The organism is Terrabacter sp. LjRoot27 (assembly GCF_964254175.1).
In the GTDB taxonomy this organism is placed as follows: domain Bacteria; phylum Actinomycetota; class Actinomycetes; order Actinomycetales; family Dermatophilaceae; genus Terrabacter.
The window spans coordinates 336,060-352,625 of record NZ_CAXUSS020000001.1 but is presented as its reverse complement, the minus strand read 5'-3'; the positions used below and the strand labels follow the sequence as shown (position 1 = coordinate 352,625).

Here is a 16,566-nt window from a genome sequence, read left to right as displayed (position 1 = left end):
CGGTGTGGACAGCTCTTGTCGCGTCATTCGAACACCTGTACGATTGGGGGTATGGAGCAGAGCCGGAGCGCGCAGCAGATCGAGCAGGACTGGGACCACGTCGCGTCCCTGGCCGCCGACCTGCACGACGCGCACGCCCGGCTCGTCGACTTCGTCGCGGCCGTCCTGACCGACGGGTCCTGGCAGGCCGCGGGCCTGCGGTCACCCGAGCACTGGCTGATGCTGCGCGCCGGGCTGTCGCGGGGCCAGGCGTCCGCGGTGGTCCTCCTGGCCCGGCGGGCGCAGGAGCTGCCCGCGACCTCCGCCGCGTTGCGCCAGGGGCGGATCAGCCTGGACCAGGCCGCGGTCGTGGCCCGGCACACCCCGGCCGCGTTCGACACCACCGTGGCGGAGTTCGCGCAGCACGCGACGGTCACCCAGCTGCAGCGCACGGTCACCCGGTACGACTTCACCCTCCAACCCGACAGCGTCGACGACCGCGGCCGCGGCCTGCCTGGTGAGCGGGACGCGACCCTGGATCCGCCACGGGTGGAGCCGGTCGAGCCGGCGCACCTGAGCATGGGCCTCGACGCCGACGGGCGGTTCCGGCTGCGCTACGACGCACCCGCCGAGGTCGGCGCGCTCGTCGAAGCGGCCCTTGCGGAGGCCAAGGACCACCTCTTCCACACCCTCGCACCCGAGGGTTGGACCGACGAGCAGAAGCGGGCCCTGAACGGGGACGTGCTGCACCCCGACCAGTCCTGCACCAGCGGCGGCCGGCCCCGCGTCACCTGGGCCGACGCCCTCATCGTGCTCGCCACCCGCTCCCTCGACGCCGCCACCACGACACGCGACGGAACCTCCGGCTCCTCCGGCGGCTCGGGTGGGGCCGCTCGGCGGGCCCGGTACCGGGTCCAGGTCCACCTCGACACCGACGGCGCCTGGCTCACCGGCCGCCCCCGCCTGCCCCAGCACATCACCGACCAGCTCACCTGCGACGGGACCCTGACCCCCGTCTGGCAGACCGACGGACACCCCGTCAACGTCGGCCGCACCCAACGCGTCGTCCCGCACCGCACCCGCGTCCTGGTCCTGGACCGCGACCGCGGCTGCCGCTTCCCCGGCTGCGGCTCCACCCGCAACCTCGAGATCCACCACCTCATCCACTGGCGCGACGGCGGCCCCACCGACGACACCAACCTCCTCGGCGTCTGCACCCCCCACCACGACGGACACCACCGCGGCGAGTTCACCATCACCGGCGACCCCACCCGACCCGACGGCCTCACCTTCCACACCGACACCGGACTACTCATCGGCCCACCCCACCAACCACCACCACCGCACCTGGTCCCAGCCCCCGACCCCCACCCAGACCAGGACCCGAACCAGCCGGACCGATCCAGACCACCAGCCAGACTCGGCCGCCGCTATCCCGCGCCCTCCGGTGGCACCCTGCACCTGCACCTCGTCGACTTCACCCCGACCTGAGCAGCCGGACCGGCTCCGGACCCGGCCGCGTGGCATCCTGCAGCGCATGATCAGGACACTGACCGATGACGACCTCGAGGCGTGTGCGGCGCTCTACGTCGAGACGTTCACGGCCCCGCCATGGAACGAGACCTGGCTGGTCGAGGACGCCCTCCAGAGGATCGGCGACTTCCTCGCCACCCCCCGCGCGCACGGAGTCTGCCTGACCTCCGCCGAGGGGACCATGGACGGGTTCGCGATCGGTCATCTCGAGCGTTCCGGGCCCGACGATCACTTCCTCCTCAAGGAGATGTGCGTCCGCGAGGCCAGTCGCAGGCAGGGTCGTGGCACGCAGCTGCTCGAGGCACTGTCCGACCGGCTCGGGCCGGCGCGCCACTGGTACCTGCTGACGGCACGGGACAGTGACGCGTCAGCCTTCTACGAGGCCAACGGCTTCCGGCCTGCAGGCCGGATGGGCGTCTTCGTCCGGCCATGAGGACGATGGTCGTGCGCGACCCGGCCTGCGTTCTCAGGCGCATGACTGCGGCGGACGTTCCGGCGGTCATCGAGGTCCAGGAGCCGGGGGCGATCCTCGGGCTGGCTGCCGTCTTCCCGCAGGACGAGCACCCGTTCCCGAGAGAGGCGATCGCGGAACGGTGGATCCGCGAGATCGGCCTCCCCGGGACCGACTGCTTCGTGGTCGTGAGCGCCGACGCCGTCGCGGGCTTCGCCGCCACCCGTGGTGACGAGTTCCTGCACTTCGGCATCGACGTCGACCACTGGGGCAGCGGTCTGGCGACGCTCGCGCACGACGACGTGCTCGACCAGATGCGTGGGCGCGGCATCAGACGCGCGCGGCTGCGCGTCTTCACGGGCAACGGTCGCGGTCGCCGCTTCTACGAGAAGCAGGGGTGGGAGCCGACCGGCGAGCGCAGCAGGAGCTCGTTCGCGCCCAACCCCGAGCTCCTCGGCTACGCCCGCCCCCTCTGACCGCGCCCGACGGCCCCGGTCGAGTACGCATACGGACGCGGTGCACGGCGAGGAGTCGCGAGGATGGCGAGCATGGACGCGACAGAGCCGGAGGAGAGTCGGTGGGGACTCAGCCTGCCGTGGTGGTCGCTGGCCATCGGCGCCCTGACGACGGTGTTCCTGGCCGGTCTGGCGTTCGCGCTGCTCGTCATGCACTCCCTGACCTACGGCTTCACCTACGTGCTCGAGGTCGGCTCCATCGACCACCCGGAGCTCGACCGCTACGAGCAGGCGCTGGCGATCGGCGTCGGCACCAACGTCTTCGGTGCGCTGGGCCTGTCGCGACTCGCCTTGCGGACCCGAGCGGCCACGTGGCCGCCGGTGCTGGCGGCCCTGCCGATCGCCCTGGTCACCGGGGTGGTGGCCACGACCGGGATGCTCGCCGTCCTCGGCGTCGACCCCTTGCTTCCGCTCGCCGGCCTCTGACGCCGGGGCTCCGGCTGGTCAGCGCTCGGGGTTGCCGTCCTCGCGGCTGTCCGGCGTCTCGATCTCGTCGCGGTCGGCAGCGCGTCGGTCGCGGCGCGCGCGGACGACGGCGATGACGAGGCAGGCCACCATGCCGAGGAGGAAGAGGGGCAGCGCCGCGAGGTAGCCGAGGAAGAGCACGGCGTCCGCGGGAGCCGGGGTGCAGCCGAAGCCGAGACCGGTGCACTGCCCCGAGGCGTTGTAGTCCGGGAGCGTCAGGTGCAGCACGAGCACGAGGACGGCCGGGACGATCCAGAGCAGGCCGAGCGCGATGATGTACGGGCGAACGCTGCGTGGCTCCACGCCCCCACCCTCGCCCACGACCGCCCGGCCCGCATCGGCGCCCCTACTCAGCGTGGCCGGGTCCCCGTCCGCGTCGAGGACGCCGAACGTCCGGATCGGCCCCTACGGTGTCGACATGGCCACTCACTGGACCCTCGGCTGCGACGCCGCAGACCCGCACCGGCTCGCGGCGTTCTGGGCGGCGGCGCTCGGCTACGTCGCCGAGCCCGGCTACGACGACCCCGACGGCGCCTCGATCATCGACCCCGAGGGCCGGGGCCCCGCGATCGGCTGGCTGCGGGTGCCCGAGCCGAAGTCGGCCAAGAACAGGCTCCACATCGACATCCGGGTCGCGGGCGAGGGCCCGTGGGACCTCGCCGAGCGTGAGCGGCTGATCCGCGCCAGGGTCCCCGAGCTCGTCGCGCTCGGCGCGACCGTCGTGCGCGAGGAGAGCTACGGCGACGCCCTCGGGCACGTCGTCATGCTCGACCCCGAGGGCAACGAGTTCTGCGTCGCCTGACGGTCAGAGCTCCTTGCGGAAGTGCACGTCGGCGGCATCGGCCGTCGGCACACCCTCCCAGCGGAAGATCTCGCGGTAGCCCTGCTTCTCGTAGAAGCCGGGCGCCTGGAACGTGAACGACGTGACGAAGACGTGGGTGCAGCCCCGCGAACGCGCCTCGGACTCGAAGTCGGCCAGCAGCCGCTCGCCGAGCCCCGTCCCGCGCACGTCCTCACGCACCCAGGTCATGCCGATCCCGGCGGCGACACCCCAGGTCCAGCCGCTGACGCCGGCCGCCAGCTCGCCCGACGCGTCGTCGACGCGGACCGTCAGCTCGCGCGCCGCCGGCGTGCCCGCGGTCGCCGCGGCGTTGACGACGTCGAGCTCGTCGGAGAGCCGCTGGTCGAGGGTCGCATCGGCGTCACCGACGACGGACCGGTAGCTCGTTGCCTCAGTCACGACGGCAGATCCTGCCACGCCGCACCGAGGGGGCGCGCCCTCCACGACGCGCCCCCTCGACTCGGCTCAGGCCCGGGTGTTCGAGCTCCTCACCCACGTCCCTGTGGCGGGCACGTAGCCCTCGATGGTCGAGGGCAGCGACACGCGCGTGTTGCAGTCGATGACGGAGTAGTGCAGGTGCGGCGCGGACGCCGCACCGGTGCTGCCGGACCAGCCGATGATCCGTCCCTGCGGCACCCAGTTGCCGGGCTCGTAGAACGAGCGGTTGAGGTGGGCGTACTGCGTGCACTGCCCGTTGGGGTGACGGATGATGACCTCGATGCCGTTCTGCCAGTAGGGCGACCAGTTCGAGATGACGATCGTGCCGCCCTGGGTGGCCGACACCTCGTAGTTGGCCGGCAGGGCGAGGTCCCACGCGTAGCGGTTGTAGGCGTCGGTGTGCGAGTAGCCGCCGCCGTTGCCCTGGCTGACCTGGTAGCTCTCCCCCGCCGGGTAGGGGGCCTCGAAGTAGCCGGCCGCCGTGGCCGGCGCCGCGCCGGCGAAGGCCGTCGTGGCGGCGAGCGCGACGGCACTCGCCAGGACGCCGAGCCTGCGGGCCAGCGCCTTCTTCTTCTGCCCCGTACCGACGAGGGCCGTGGTTCCGAACATGTGTCGCGTTCCTTCCGATGGGTGGGCTGTCACGGTGCGGGCGGTGCCCGCGGCCGTGCGATCCCCAGTCCAGCCAGCGCCCCGGGCAGCGGCAATCCTTCAAGTGCTGGGCTTGAACGATGCGACCCACCCGGCTCCGGTGGCAGGGCCGGCGCCCCCGTGCGACGGTGGGAGCGGCCCCTGACTGAACGTCGCCATCAGCAAGGAGCGGTCGCGTGCTGCGCTACGAGATGACGCCCATGGACGTGGCGACGTGCCGGTTCGGCATCTCACCGCTCAACGAGATGTGCCTGTCGCTGCGCAGCCTGCGCGCCCCGGGGGCCTACGCCTCCCGGGTCGCCGAGTCCTTCCTCGTGATGCCGGAGTCGCGAGGGCACCGCGAGACCCTTCTCGCGCTCGTCAACGACGAGTTCTCGACGCCCGACGTCATCAACCCGAGACCGGAGTCGCCGTCACCGCGTCTCGCCGCCGAGCTGACCGCCCTCGCGGTGGCCCCCGCCGAGATCCTCATGGGCGACCTGGAGCGGCTCTGGCCGAGCGAGGTCCCGAAGGCGGTGCGGGGAACGTCGACCGTGGTGCGCTCTCGGGTCCTCGACGCCCTCGAGGCCTACTGGGCCTGCGCGTTCGCCGCCTTCTGGACGAGCCATCGCAGCATCCTCGAGGCGGACGTCCGGCACCGCGCGTCGCGGGCCGCCGGCTTCGGGCTGCTGCACGCACTGTCCGAGCTGCACCCGAGCATCACGGTCGACGAGGCCGCCCTCAGCGCCCGCAGCCGCGTGGGCCCGTCGTACACCGCGCCGCTGGGCGGCCGGCGGCTCGTCTTCGTGCCGTCGCTCTTCACGCTCGCCGCCTCGCACCCCCACAGCGACGCCGCCCCACCGATGGTCATCTACCCGGCACGCGGTCAGCGGCAGGAGGTCCGGCCCGTCTCCCCCGTCAACGCCGCGGCACTGCTGGGCCGGGCCCGGACCGACCTCATGACGTCGCTCGCGGAGCCCCGCACGACCACGGAGCTCGCGGCCGTCCTCGGCAAGACGGTGTCGGCGGTCAACCAGCAGCTCCACGACCTGGAGAGAGCCGGCCTCGTGCGCGGCGCCCGGGCGGGCAAGTCGGTCCTCTACTCCGTCACCGCGTCGGGGCGGGCGCTGATGTGCCCTGACGAGCACGACGACGAGTCCCCGCTCAGAGGCGCGCGATGACGTCGTCGAGCATCGCCTCGGTGAGCTTGCCTGTGAAGGTGTTCTGCTGGCTCACGTGGTAGCTGCCGACGAGCCGCACCTGCCGTCCCGTGTCGGTCGTCAGCACTGCCTCGGCGCCGTGGCCGAACCTCGGCTTGGGCCGCGGCACGTCCCAGCCGCGGCGGCGGGCCGCCCCGAGCGCGGCGTCCCAGGCGATCGACCCGAGGGCGAGCATCGAGCGCAGGCGCGGCTCCGACAGCTCGAGGTCCCGGTCGAGCCACGCCGCACACGTCGCCTTCTCCTCGGTCGTGGGCTTGTTGGCGGGTGGGGCGCACCGGACGGCGGCGACGATCCGCAGCCCCGTCAGCACGAGCCCGTCGCCCGAGGCCACCGACGTCGGCTGGCTCGCGTACCCACCCCGGTGGAGGGCGGCATACAGCCAGTCGCCGGAGCGGTCACCGGTGAACATCCGGCCGGTCCGGTTGGTGCCGTTGGCCGCCGGGGCCAGACCGACGACGAGCACCTCCGCGTCCGGGTCGCCGAACGACGGGCCGGGTCGCCCCCAGTACGGCTGGTCGGCGAACGCCGCGCGGCGTCCCTCCGTCGCCACCGACTCGCGCCACCCGACGAGACGCGGGCAGGCGCGGCACACGCTGACGCGCGCATCGAGCTCGCGTATGCCGTCTGCTCCCTTCGCGAGCCGGCGCACCTGCGCCGCCGTGGCCGCGACCGGCGTCTCGGACGTCGCCGGGTCACCCGGCCAGCCGGAGCCCGCGGGCACGGGCGACAGGAAGAGCCCGCCGGTGACGGGGTGCTGGGCCGGGTTCGGCAGGTCGACGGGACACATGGCCCCACGCTAGGCCGGGATGCCTCGGGATGCCTCGGCATGAGGCGGGACGGCACACGGGCGTGAGACGGTTCCGGGGTCGGCACGCTGAACCGGACGGGCCACGCAGGCGTCTCTGGACGCGGGAGCACGAGTGAGGAGGTGGCTGCGGGATGCCGCTCGACGACGAGGCGGTCGCTGAGATCTACCGCGAGCACGGGCCGATGCTGCGACGCGTCGTCTGGCGTGCGACGAGCGACGCGAACCGGGTCGACGACATCGTCCAGGAGGTCATCCTCCGCGTCTGGAAGCAGGCGCCGCAGGCCGACAACCTGCGCGCCTACCTCATCACCACGGCCCGCCACCTCATCGTCGACCAGCACCGCGCCGCCGGCCGTCGCCCCCAGCAGGCCCAGCTCGTCGACGTGGCCGAGTCGGACTCCGCGCTCGACCGCGCCCTCGACCAGGTGCTCGTCGAGGAGGCCCTCGGCCGCCTCCAGACCAACCACCGTGAGATCGTGCGCTACCTCTACTTCGAGCGCCTGACCGTCGCCGAGACCTCCGCTCGGGTCGGCGTGCCCGAGGGCACCGTCAAGTCGCGTGCCTACTACGCCGTGCGCAACCTGCGCGTCATCCTCGACGAGATGGGAGTGACGAGATGACCACCGGATCGGACGACCTGCACGTGCTGCTCGGCGCGTACGTGCTCGGGGGCCTGTCCGACGACGACCACCGCGCCTTCAGCGAGCACCTGCGCTCGTGCCGGCAGTGCCAGACGGAGCTCGGCCAGGTCTCGGGGCTGCCGCGCCTGCTCGACCTCGCCGGTCCCGAGGGCGGCCCGCACCTCAGCGACGAGCCCGTCGCCGTGCCCGCGCCGCTGCTGACCGACCACGACGACGAGCACCTCGTCACCCTGCTCGACGAGGTCGGTCGACGACGCCGCCGCCGGCGGGCGTGGCTCTCCGTCGTGGCCGCCGCGGCCGCGGTCGTCATCTTCGCCGGCGGCGCGTGGCTCGGTCCGCAGCTGCTGTCTCCGGCCACCCCGACGCTGCCGACGACGCACGTCGCCGCGGCCGCCGTCGCGGGCAGCCAGGTCCGGATCGACATCGCCCTCGTGACGCGTGGCTGGGGCACGCAGCTCGACATCGACTGCGAGGACATGCCGACCGATGGCGAGCTCGCCCTCTGGGTCATCGACCGGAGCGGCAAGGCGACGACGGCCGCCTCGTGGCGCGCCACGCCCGCCGGCTACTCCCGCGTGACCGGGGCGACGGCGCTGCGCCCCAACGAGATCCAGGCTCTCGAGGTGCGCACCGGCACCGGCGAGGTGCTCGCCGCCGCCCGCACCTGACGGCGCACGCCTGAGGGCCCGGCTCGCGACTGATCAGGTCTGCGATCCCGGGCCCTGATGGCGGTTAACGTACCTCAACGGGCCAGCCGCCCAAGCGATTCGGGGTGTGGTGCGGGGCAGCCCCCCTGCCCCGCACCGTTTCCCCTGACACTCAGAGCCGCACCGGCAGGGGGTGATACACCGCAGTCCTCACAACCCGGACGGCAGCTGCGTGGCCGGCGGCGTGACGGAGACCTCGGCCCCGTCGAAGGTGACCTCGCTGAGCCACATGGTCCGCCCGGGCACCTCCGAGCCGATCGAGTCGGGCGCCCACGCGTGGTAGACCATGAGCACGCGCCCGTCCTTCTCGAGCAGTGCGCAGTGACCCGGGCCGGCCGCGACGTCGGTGCTCGTCAGCACCGGCTCGGGGTCCTTCGTGAACGGTCCGGTCGGCGACGACGCGGTGGCGTGGCCCACGGCATACCGGTCGCTGCCGTAGTCGTTGGCCGAGTAGAAGAGGTGGAAGACGCCGTCCCGCTCCCAGACGAACGGCGCCTCGACGAGCTGCCCCTCCCACGGGAGGTCCTGTCGGACCAGGCGTTTCGGCTCGCCCTCGAGCCGCAGGCCGTCGGCCGACAGGCGCTGGACCGAGATCCACGTGTCCATGCCGACGGCGTTGCCGTCGTTCTTCCAGTAGAGGTATGCCGTCCTGTCCTTCGCGACGAACGGTGACGCGTCGATGGAGCCACCCTGCTCCTGCTCGCAGACGAGGGGCTTGCTGCTCGTGTCGCGGTACGGGCCCTTGGGGTCGTCGGCGACCGCGACGCCGATGCACTGGATGGCCGGGTCGGGGGCCATCGTCGTGTAGTACATGACCCACCGGTCGCCGAAGCGGTGCGCCTCGGGCGCCCAGACCTTGCCGGGCGTCGTCCACGACGCCAGCTCGGGCAGGGCGTCGCTGCCCTGCGTCCACGTGGCGAGGTCGTCGCTGACGAGCGTCTGGACGTTCATCCCGTTGCCGTTCGTGGCGATGGCCACCCAGCCGTCGCCGTCCGGGAGGATCTGCGGGTCGGGGAAGTTGCTCGGCCAGACCGGGTTCGTCGCGGCCGGTGCGGACTGCGTCGCGGGGGTCGTCACGCGGTCTCCTGTCGTGCTGTCGGGGCCGGACGCCTGGCAGGCGCCGGTGAGGACGGTCGCGGCGACCGCGACGAGAGTGAGGACGATCCTGCCGCGGGCGGTCATCCGGCGCCCGGGTCGGCCGGCCAGCTCGACGCGTAGAAGCGCAGGTGGTCGACCTCGGCGGTCACGGCCGGGGACGCACCGCCGTGGGCGACGAGCCCGATGCGCGGGTGGGTGCCGGCGCGGAAGGTCCACGTCGCGCCCCACGTCCAGTGCACGCCGTCGCGGCTCGTGCCGGCCCGGTAGAGGTGCTCGCCGTCGGCGTTCCGGTGGTGCGCGAGCCGCAGCCACAGGGTCGGGGCGGAGGTGCCGATGATGGCGCCGCCGTAGCTCGTCGGGCCGTCAGGGGCGCCCGGGTCGGCTGCGGTCTCACGGCCGAACTCGGTCTGGCGCGTGTTCCAGATCGCGACGTTCGAGAGGCGCGCGAAGTCGTCGTCGTCCTCGTAGGCGACGAGGCCGACCTGCTGGTAGTTGCGCACGGTGTCGACCCCGAGGTCGAGCGTCGTCCTCGCCTCGGCGATCCAGTCGCCGTCGCCGGGGGTGTCATGGAGCAGGACGCTCGCGGTGTTGCCGCCGCCGACGAGGTCGGACCCCTCGACCGGCCAGCGCAGGCTGCCGCCCGAGACGGTGACCGCCGCGTTGCGTCGCACCCACGTGAAGCCGGCGAGGCTCGGGTCGTCGAACTCCTCGGCCTCCAGCAGCGCCCCTGCCACCGGGACCGGGACGAGGGCAGTGGCGTCGCGGGCGGCCGGGTTGACGACGACGTTGTCGACGACGGCGCGGCTGCTGCTGAGGCGCACCGGCGCCGCGGCGGGACGCGCGTCGCCGGCCACCCGCACGCGGGCCGTGACGTCGGCGAGGTCGCTCTCGGTCACCTCGGCGGTGAGGCCGTCGTCCGTCGCCTCCACGGTGAGCGTGCGCCAGGCGCCGGTGGGGAGCGCGGGAAGGACCGTCGTGGACGACCGGACGGTGCCGTCGCGCTCGACCTGGGCCGTGAGGCGGCGCGACCTGGGGTCGAGGGTGATCTTGACAGCCGGGTCGCGACCGAGCAGGACACGGAGCGGCTCGGTGCCCCGGTGGTCGAGACGGACGTGGAGCGGGCCGGCCGGGGCCGACGAGGTCGTCGACGCCGTGCCGTGCACGAGGGCGGTGTCGCCCGCGACCGCGTCGGCGGGCCCGTCGGCGAGCCCCCTGAAGCCGCTCGCCGACGGGTCGGTCGGGGTGATCCCGAGACCGGACGCCAACGTCGGCGCCGGCTGGGGCGTGTCCGAGGGCCCGGCCCCGGCGCGGGTGCGTGGCCAGCCGTCGACCCAGTCGAGGCGGTCGAGGAGCATCGGGCGGCGGTTGATGCCGAAGGTCGTCGTGAGCCACGGGTTCGTCCGGTCGATGGCGTGGTACGCGATGAAGTCGCGTCCCTCGGCATCCGTGACGACGGCGTGGTGGCCGGCGCCGACGAAACGGTTGCCGTTCTGCGTCAGCACCGTCGTGCCACCGACGCGAGACGTGAGCAGCGGGGTCCCCTCGGCGTCGACGAACGGTCCGAGCGGCGAGCGTGAGCGCCCGGCGAAGACGGAGTAGCCCGTCGTCGGGCCGGCGCAGCAGTTCGCGGCCGAGCCCATGAGGTAGTAGAAGTCGCCGTGCCGGACGACGTACGCGCCCTCGTAGCGGTTGTCGACCGCCACCTGGGTCGCGGACCCCACGGGAGAGAGCCCGTCGGGCGACACCCGCGTCACCCAGAGCCCGCCGAAGTAGCTGCCGAAGTAGAGGTAGCGCTGCCCGTCGGCGTCGGTGAAGCCCGCGGGGTCGAAGGTCCAGAGGAAGCCGCCACCCGGTGCGGGCCGCGGCGGCACGGCCGGGGCGCTTGTCGCCGTCCACGGACCGGCCGGGGTGGGAGCCGTCGCGACCCCGATGGCCGAGTCGTCGCCCGGGTTGAGCGTCGTGTCCGTGACGGTGAAGTAGAGGACGTAACGCCCTGCCACGTAACGGATGTCGGGTGCCCACAGCCCGGCCGTCGGGGTCGCCCACGAGGGACGGTTGCCCGCGTCGAAGACCGTGCCGAGGTACTCCCAGCTCGACCAGTCGCGGGTGCGGGCCATGTGCATGGCGCCCGGCGCGTCACCGGCCCGCAGCGGGTCCGACGTCGCGTAGGCGTACCACCAGCCGTCGCGTCCTCGGATGACGGACGGGTCGGCGAACGTGTCCGAGAAGGAGTCGGAGACGGCGTTGTCGGATGCCGTCACGACGGAGGCGGACGGCATACGACCGGCGGACGCGGAGGCGCCGGCGGCCGGGACCGCGGCGCTGACGCCGACGGCCGTGACGAGTGCTGCGAGACAAGCGGTTCCGCGCCGGAGGGCACGGACGCTCACGGAGGTCAGGGGACGCATACGGACTCCTCAGCCCTTGACGCCGCTGCTGGCGACGCCCTCGATGACGTAGCGCTGCACGAAGACGTAGAGCGCGAGGACGGGGATCGCGGCGAGCATGGCGCCGGCCATGACCACGGGATAGTCGATCGTGTAGGCACCCTGGAGCCGGCTGAGGCCGGCGGGCAGCGTGAGCCGCTCCGGGGAGAAGAGGACGTAGATCGGCCAGATGAAGTCGTTCCAGTTGGCGAGGTAGCTGAGCACGCCGAGCGTGACGAGCGCGGGCCTCGCGTTGGGCAGGACGATGGACCACCACGTGCGGAAGGGGCCGGCGCCGTCGAGCCGCGCACTCTCCTCGAGCTCCTTCGGCAGGCCCATGAAGAACTGCCGCATGAAGAAGACACCGAACGCCCCCGCCGCCCCGGGCACGACGAGCGCCCAGATCTGGTCGAGCCAGCCGAGCTTGTCGAGGAGCAGGAAGTTGGGCATGAGGAAGATGAAGCCCGGCACGAAGAGGGTGAGGATGATGACGCCGAAGATCGCCTTCTTGAAGCGGAACTCCATGCGCGCCAGGGCATAGCCGGCGAGCGAGCAGACGACGAGCACGAGCGCGGCGTGCAGGGTCGCCGCCAGCATCGAGTTGAGGAACCACCGCAGCACCGGGCTCGCGGCGTCCTGGAAGAAGAGGACGTCGAAGGCGCGCAGGCTCCACTCGGACGGGAAGTACGTCGGCGGCACCGTGCGCGACTCGCTCTGGGACTTGAACGCCGTGAGGAGCACGAGCAGCAGCGGGCCGATGAAGATGACGCTGAGCACGGCCATGCCGAGCCAGAAGAGGGGTCCGTTGCGGCGCTTCACGACTTCTTCTCCCTCAGTGCCCAGACGTTGACGAGGGAGATGAGGGCGAGGAAGACCGCGAGGACGTAGCTCATCGCCGAGGCCTGGCCCATCCGGTACTGGGAGAGGCCGAGGTCGGTGATCTCCATGATCGCCGTGCGCGTGGAGTCGCCCGGACCACCCTTGGTGATGAGGTAGCTCTGGCCGAACATGTTGGCGCTCGCCAGCACCGTCGTCACGACGACGAAGATCAGGACCGGTCGCAGGCCGGGGATCGTGATGTAGCGCAGCTTCTGCCACGCCGTGGCTCCGTCGATCTCGGCCGCCTCGTAGTGCTCGGCCGGGATGTCGGCGAGGCCGGCGAGGTAGATGACGGCGTTGAAGCCGATGGTCCACCAGACGGTGACGGCCGCGAGCGAGATCCACGCCCAAGGCTGCTCGGTCGTCCACGCCGTGTCGCCGGGGAGGCCGAGCGCACCGAGGAGGCCGTTGACCATGCCGAACGACGGGTCGAGCAGGTAGCGCCACATGAGGCCGACGACCGCGACGCCGAGGACGAACGGCGCGAAGAAGACGGCCCGGAAGAAGGTGCGCCCGGGAAAGCGCCGGTTGAGGAGGATCGCGAGCAGCAGCGGCAGCACGACGAGGAACGGGACGCTGATGACGACGAAGATCCCGGTCGCCTTCATCCCGTTCCAGAAGGCCTGGAACTGCGGTGACCCGCTGTCGAGGAGGTCGGCGTAGTTCTGGGCCCCGACGAAGGGCTTGTTGGGCAGCAGGAAGTCCCAGTCGTGCAGGGAGATCCAGATGCCGAGCACTCCCGGGACGGCGACGAACGTGACGAAGAGCAGCAGGAACGGCGCGAGGAAGAGGTAGGGCGTCCACCGCGAGCCGTGGATGCCGGATGTCGCTCCCCGGGAGCGACGCCCACCCGGCGCAGGCGTCGCTCCCGAGGGCGGGCTCAAGGGCTGTGTCGTCACAGCCATGTCGTCAGCCGCCGTACTTCTTGGCGTTGGCCTCGAGGATCTTGGTGGCGCGGCCTGCCGCGTCGGACAGGACGGTCTTGGGGTCCTGACCGCCGAGCACGGCGGCGTTGACGGCCTTGTCGAACTCCGGCATGGCGTCACCGATGCCGGCGACGGCCGGCGGGAAGTGCAGGTCGTCGATCTGGCTGGCCAGCGTGGCCTGGTCGGTGAGGGCCTTGAACTCGGCCGACTCGCGCACGGAGTTGCGGGCCGGCACCTGGCCGCCCTTGGCCCACTCGAGGCTCTTCGTGCTGATCCAGTTGAGGAAGACGCGGGCCGCGACCTGCTTGTTCTCGTCGGGCGTGCGCATCGTCGGCAGGACGAACTGGTGGGAGCCGGCCCACGCCGCCTTGGTGCCACCGATGTTGGGCAGCGGCGCGACGCCCCACTCGAGGCCCGACTTCTCCTTGAGCGTGTTGATCGTCCAGATGCCGTTCCAGTTGAAGGCGGTCTTGCCGTTCTGGAGGGCGACGATGTCGGCGTCCTGGGCGATCTTCCCGGCCGAGTAGCCGTCCTTGACGAGGGACTGGAACCACGTGAGCGCCTTGACGCCGGGGTCGTCGGCCCACAGCACCTGCTTGGCGTCGTCGGAGAAGAGCGAGCCGCCGAACTGGTAGATGAGCGACTGGATCGACAGGCCACCGGTGAAGGGGAAGGGGCTGGCCCAGTGGCCCTCGATCCCCTTGCCCTTCATGGTGTCGAGCGCAGCCATGTACTCGTCGTTCGTCATCGGCGGCTTCTCGGGGTCGAGGCCCCCCTGCTCCATGACGGCCTTGTTGTAGAAGAAGCCGAGCGGGTGCACGTCGAGCGGGATCGCGTAGCGCTTGCCGTTGTAGACGCCGGCCTTCCACGGCACGGGGGCGAAGTCGCTCTCGTCGAGCTTGAGCGCGGCGGCGACGTCGTCGAGCGGCTGGATGACGTTGCGCGCGGCGTTCGTCGCGACCGAGTCGACGTGCATGATGCCGATCTCGGGGCCCTTGCCCGCCGTGACGGCGGCGGGCAGCTTGGCGTAGTAGTCGGCCCACTGCATCGTGTTCATGCTGACCGCGATGTTGGGGTGCTCGGAGTTGAACTGGTCGACGAGGCGCTTCATGTAGGGGCCGTCGCCGCCGGTGAAGCCGTTCCAGAACTGGAGGGCCACCTTGGGACCGCTGTAGCCGGTCGCACCGCCGCCGGCCGAGACGGCCGGTGCCTGGCCGGGGACGCCGCTCGAGCCCGAGCCGCACGCGGCCAGACCGGCCACGCCGGCGAGGCCGAGCGCTCCCGAGAGGATCGTGCGCCGCGACAGCGGGGTGAGGGGGGACTGCGGGCGGGGCATGGTGTTCGTCATTGAACGGTCCCTTCGGAGAGTCGGATGCAGTGCCAGGAGGTGGGCGGCAGGGTTGCCGTGAGGGTGGTGCCGTCGGTGCCGTCGACCGCCGCGTCCCCCGGGCGCGGGGTCACCCGGTCGGGGTGGTCCTCGGTGTTCGTGGCCGAGGGGTCGTCGTCGTGCACCTGGAGGTGCTCGACGAGGGCGTATGCCGTGGGGTGGCCCCCCACGGCCGCCGCGACGTCGAGCGTCAGCTCGGCCGTCTCGGTGCGGCTCCGGTTGACGACGAAGACCGTGAGGTCTCCGGTGCCGGGGTCGTGGGTGGCCGTGACGACGAGCTGGTCGACGGGCCCGAAGGCCTGGGTCGGGGTCGTGTCACAGACGACGGCGGGGCGCAGCACGGTGCCACGGGCATACCTCGCCGTCAGCGCGAAGGGGTGGAAGATCGTCTGCTTCCACGCGCCGCCGCCGGGCCGGGTGGCGATGGGGGCGATGACGTTGACGAGCTGCGCCTGGCAGGCCATCGAGACCCGGTCGGTGTGCTGGAGCAGCGTGATGAGCAGGCTGCCGACGACGACGGCGTCGCTGACGTCGTAGACGTCCTCGATGAGCTCGGGCGCCTCGCGGATCTCGAGCGAGCTCTCGCCGTGGAAGCGCTCCTGGAACCACACGTTCCACTCGTCGAAGGAGACCATGATCCGCTTGTCGGAGCCCTTGACGGCAGCGACGTGGTCGGCCGTCGCGACGACGGACTCGATGAAGCGGTGCATGTCCTCGCCGCTCGCGAGGAAGGAGTCGACGTCCCCGTCGACGGGCTCGTAGTAGGCGTGCGCGGAGATGTGGTCGACGAGGTCGAAGCACCGCTCGAGGACGACGCGCTCCCACGTGCCGAAGGTCGGCATGCCGCGGTTGGACGAGCCGCAGGCGACGAGCTCGAGGCCGGGGTCGACCCGGCGTATGGCACGGGCGGCCTCCTCGGCGACCCGGGCGTACTCCTCGGCGGTCTTGTGGCCCATCTGCCACGGCCCGTCCATCTCGTTGCCGAGGCACCAGACGCGGATGTCGTGCGGCTCGGCGTGGCCGTTCTTGGCGCGGCGGTCGGGCCACGACGTGCCGGTCTCGGCGTTGCAGTAGAGGAGCAGGTCGATGGCCTCCTGCACACCACGGGTGCCGAGGTTGACCGCCATCATCGGCTCGACCCCCACGCCGCGCGCCCAGTCGACGAAGTCGTCGGTGCCGACCTGGTTCGTCTCGACGGAGCGCCAGGCGAGGTCGAGCTGGGTGGGGCGGTCGGCCTTGGGTCCGACGCCGTCCTCCCAGCGGTAGTTGGAGACGAAGTTGCCACCGGGGTAGCGCACGATGGTGACCCCGAGCTCGCGGACGAGCTGCGCGACGTCGGTGCGGAAGCCCAGCTCGTCGGCGTCGGGGTGGTCCGGCTCGTAGATGCCGGTGTAGACGCACCGGCCCATGTGCTCGACGAAGGACCCGAAGGTCCTCGGCCGCACGGGCCCCACCGTGAAGGCGGGGTCCAGCCGCACCGTCGCTCGTCCCATGCGGTCCTCCTTGACCGTCGGCGTCGGGTCGCACCGTTGTTACAACGGTTACCCATTTGCGTCTGTGCTGAAAATTACAACGGTTACCGAAAAGTGTCCAGAGGTTGCCCGAGGTCATCACGCACGGCGTCG

The 16,566-nt window shown here is 71.9% G+C and carries 18 protein-coding genes; 8 read left to right on the top strand and 10 right to left on the bottom strand.

What is annotated here, in order from left to right:
* Positions 1–51 precede the first annotated feature (51 nt).
* From ACSQ2D_RS01595 to ACSQ2D_RS01580, 4 genes are all read left to right on the top strand, one after another.
* Positions 52–1,470 (top strand): DUF222 domain-containing protein, encoded by a 1,419-nt coding sequence (locus tag ACSQ2D_RS01595; RefSeq protein ID WP_435984271.1) that lies wholly within the window; start codon positions 52–54, stop codon positions 1,468–1,470.
* 46 nt (positions 1,471–1,516) lie between these two features.
* Complete coding sequence (locus tag ACSQ2D_RS01590) at positions 1,517–1,945, top strand: N-acetyltransferase family protein (protein ID WP_435984270.1); 429 nt, start codon at positions 1,517–1,519, stop codon at positions 1,943–1,945.
* Positions 1,946–1,986: 41 nt separating this feature from the next.
* Complete coding sequence (locus ACSQ2D_RS01585) at positions 1,987–2,439, top strand: N-acetyltransferase family protein (RefSeq protein ID WP_435984269.1); 453 nt, start codon at positions 1,987–1,989, stop codon at positions 2,437–2,439.
* A gap of 72 nt (positions 2,440–2,511) precedes the next feature.
* Positions 2,512–2,904: a hypothetical protein gene (locus ACSQ2D_RS01580; RefSeq protein ID WP_435984268.1), complete on the top strand. Its 393-nt coding sequence runs from the start codon at positions 2,512–2,514 to the stop codon at positions 2,902–2,904.
* 18 nt (positions 2,905–2,922) lie between these two features.
* Here ACSQ2D_RS01580 and ACSQ2D_RS01575 read toward each other — a convergent pair whose 3' ends face one another.
* The gene (locus ACSQ2D_RS01575) at positions 2,923–3,246 is read right to left on the bottom strand and encodes a hypothetical protein (protein ID WP_435984267.1); all 324 of its coding nucleotides are present in this window, start codon (positions 3,244–3,246) and stop codon (positions 2,923–2,925) included.
* A gap of 115 nt (positions 3,247–3,361) precedes the next feature.
* On the opposite strand from ACSQ2D_RS01575, the gene ACSQ2D_RS01570 reads away from it, so the two are divergent.
* On the top strand, positions 3,362–3,745 hold the full coding sequence (locus ACSQ2D_RS01570) for a VOC family protein (protein WP_435984266.1): 384 nt from the start codon (positions 3,362–3,364) through the stop codon (positions 3,743–3,745).
* Positions 3,746–3,748: 3 nt separating this feature from the next.
* Here ACSQ2D_RS01570 and ACSQ2D_RS01565 read toward each other — a convergent pair whose 3' ends face one another.
* Together ACSQ2D_RS01565 and ACSQ2D_RS01560 are read right to left on the bottom strand one after the other, a co-directional pair.
* Complete coding sequence (locus ACSQ2D_RS01565; protein ID WP_435984265.1) at positions 3,749–4,183, bottom strand: GNAT family N-acetyltransferase; 435 nt, start codon at positions 4,181–4,183, stop codon at positions 3,749–3,751.
* A 66-nt stretch (positions 4,184–4,249) separates the two neighbouring features.
* A complete protein-coding gene (locus ACSQ2D_RS01560) occupies positions 4,250–4,831 on the bottom strand; it encodes a M23 family metallopeptidase (protein ID WP_435984264.1) in 582 nt (193 codons plus the stop codon).
* 215 nt (positions 4,832–5,046) lie between these two features.
* Between ACSQ2D_RS01560 and ACSQ2D_RS01555 the strand changes: the two genes are divergently transcribed.
* Positions 5,047–6,030: an ArsR family transcriptional regulator gene (locus ACSQ2D_RS01555; RefSeq protein WP_435984263.1), complete on the top strand. Its 984-nt coding sequence runs from the start codon at positions 5,047–5,049 to the stop codon at positions 6,028–6,030.
* On the opposite strand, the gene ACSQ2D_RS01550 is transcribed toward ACSQ2D_RS01555, so the two are convergent.
* Complete coding sequence (locus ACSQ2D_RS01550) at positions 6,014–6,856, bottom strand: uracil-DNA glycosylase (RefSeq protein ID WP_435984262.1); 843 nt, start codon at positions 6,854–6,856, stop codon at positions 6,014–6,016. The two genes, ACSQ2D_RS01555 and ACSQ2D_RS01550, sit on opposite strands and share 17 nt — an antisense overlap.
* Before the next feature lie 152 nt (positions 6,857–7,008).
* Here ACSQ2D_RS01550 and ACSQ2D_RS01545 point away from each other — a divergent pair, with 152 nt between their 5' ends.
* Together ACSQ2D_RS01545 and ACSQ2D_RS01540 are read left to right on the top strand one after the other, a co-directional pair.
* Positions 7,009–7,497 carry a sigma-70 family RNA polymerase sigma factor gene (locus ACSQ2D_RS01545; RefSeq protein WP_435984261.1) on the top strand — a complete coding sequence of 163 codons (489 nt, stop codon included), beginning with the start codon at positions 7,009–7,011 and terminating at the stop codon, positions 7,495–7,497.
* A complete protein-coding gene (locus tag ACSQ2D_RS01540) occupies positions 7,494–8,186 on the top strand; it encodes a zf-HC2 domain-containing protein (protein ID WP_435984260.1) in 693 nt (230 codons plus the stop codon). The genes ACSQ2D_RS01545 and ACSQ2D_RS01540 overlap by 4 nt, the downstream gene beginning before the upstream one ends.
* A 189-nt stretch (positions 8,187–8,375) precedes the next feature.
* On the opposite strand, the gene ACSQ2D_RS01535 is transcribed toward ACSQ2D_RS01540, so the two are convergent.
* The 6 genes from ACSQ2D_RS01535 to arfA form a co-directional block, all read right to left on the bottom strand.
* Positions 8,376–9,302: a glycoside hydrolase family 43 protein gene (locus tag ACSQ2D_RS01535; RefSeq protein ID WP_435984259.1), complete on the bottom strand. Its 927-nt coding sequence runs from the start codon at positions 9,300–9,302 to the stop codon at positions 8,376–8,378.
* A 101-nt stretch (positions 9,303–9,403) separates the two neighbouring features.
* Positions 9,404–11,731, bottom strand: coding sequence for a family 43 glycosylhydrolase (locus ACSQ2D_RS01530; protein WP_435984258.1), 2,328 nt, complete (start codon positions 11,729–11,731; stop codon positions 9,404–9,406).
* Between the two features lie 9 nt (positions 11,732–11,740).
* Complete coding sequence (locus ACSQ2D_RS01525) at positions 11,741–12,568, bottom strand: carbohydrate ABC transporter permease (protein ID WP_435984257.1); 828 nt, start codon at positions 12,566–12,568, stop codon at positions 11,741–11,743.
* Positions 12,565–13,533 (bottom strand): carbohydrate ABC transporter permease, encoded by a 969-nt coding sequence (locus ACSQ2D_RS01520; protein WP_435984256.1) that lies wholly within the window; start codon positions 13,531–13,533, stop codon positions 12,565–12,567. The genes ACSQ2D_RS01525 and ACSQ2D_RS01520 overlap by 4 nt, the downstream gene beginning before the upstream one ends.
* Positions 13,534–13,537: 4 nt before the next feature.
* Positions 13,538–14,902 (bottom strand): ABC transporter substrate-binding protein, encoded by a 1,365-nt coding sequence (locus tag ACSQ2D_RS01515; RefSeq protein WP_435984255.1) that lies wholly within the window; start codon positions 14,900–14,902, stop codon positions 13,538–13,540.
* On the bottom strand, positions 14,899–16,434 hold the full coding sequence (gene arfA / locus ACSQ2D_RS01510) for an arabinosylfuranosidase ArfA (protein WP_435984254.1): 1,536 nt from the start codon (positions 16,432–16,434) through the stop codon (positions 14,899–14,901). Before arfA ends, ACSQ2D_RS01515 begins: the two co-directional genes overlap by 4 nt.
* Positions 16,435–16,566: the final 132 nt, after the last annotated feature.

Bases quoted from the DNA above. Each gene is read 5' to 3' on its own strand.
- ACSQ2D_RS01520 (WP_435984256.1), bottom strand. From the start codon at position 13,533: ATGGCTGTGACGACACAGCCCTTGAGCCCGCCCTCGGGAGCGACGCCT.
- ACSQ2D_RS01570 (WP_435984266.1), top strand. From the start codon at position 3,362: ATGGCCACTCACTGGACCCTCGGCTGCGACGCCGCAGACCCGCACCGG.
- ACSQ2D_RS01550 (WP_435984262.1), bottom strand. From the start codon at position 6,856: ATGTGTCCCGTCGACCTGCCGAACCCGGCCCAGCACCCCGTCACCGGC.
- ACSQ2D_RS01560 (WP_435984264.1), bottom strand. From the start codon at position 4,831: ATGTTCGGAACCACGGCCCTCGTCGGTACGGGGCAGAAGAAGAAGGCG.
- arfA (WP_435984254.1), bottom strand. From the start codon at position 16,434: ATGGGACGAGCGACGGTGCGGCTGGACCCCGCCTTCACGGTGGGGCCC.
- ACSQ2D_RS01585 (WP_435984269.1), top strand. From the start codon at position 1,987: ATGACTGCGGCGGACGTTCCGGCGGTCATCGAGGTCCAGGAGCCGGGG.
- ACSQ2D_RS01595 (WP_435984271.1), top strand. From the start codon at position 52: ATGGAGCAGAGCCGGAGCGCGCAGCAGATCGAGCAGGACTGGGACCAC.
- ACSQ2D_RS01580 (WP_435984268.1), top strand. From the start codon at position 2,512: ATGGACGCGACAGAGCCGGAGGAGAGTCGGTGGGGACTCAGCCTGCCG.
- ACSQ2D_RS01530 (WP_435984258.1), bottom strand. From the start codon at position 11,731: ATGCGTCCCCTGACCTCCGTGAGCGTCCGTGCCCTCCGGCGCGGAACC.
- ACSQ2D_RS01590 (WP_435984270.1), top strand. From the start codon at position 1,517: ATGATCAGGACACTGACCGATGACGACCTCGAGGCGTGTGCGGCGCTC.
- ACSQ2D_RS01540 (WP_435984260.1), top strand. From the start codon at position 7,494: ATGACCACCGGATCGGACGACCTGCACGTGCTGCTCGGCGCGTACGTG.
- ACSQ2D_RS01515 (WP_435984255.1), bottom strand. From the start codon at position 14,902: ATGACGAACACCATGCCCCGCCCGCAGTCCCCCCTCACCCCGCTGTCG.
- ACSQ2D_RS01545 (WP_435984261.1), top strand. From the start codon at position 7,009: ATGCCGCTCGACGACGAGGCGGTCGCTGAGATCTACCGCGAGCACGGG.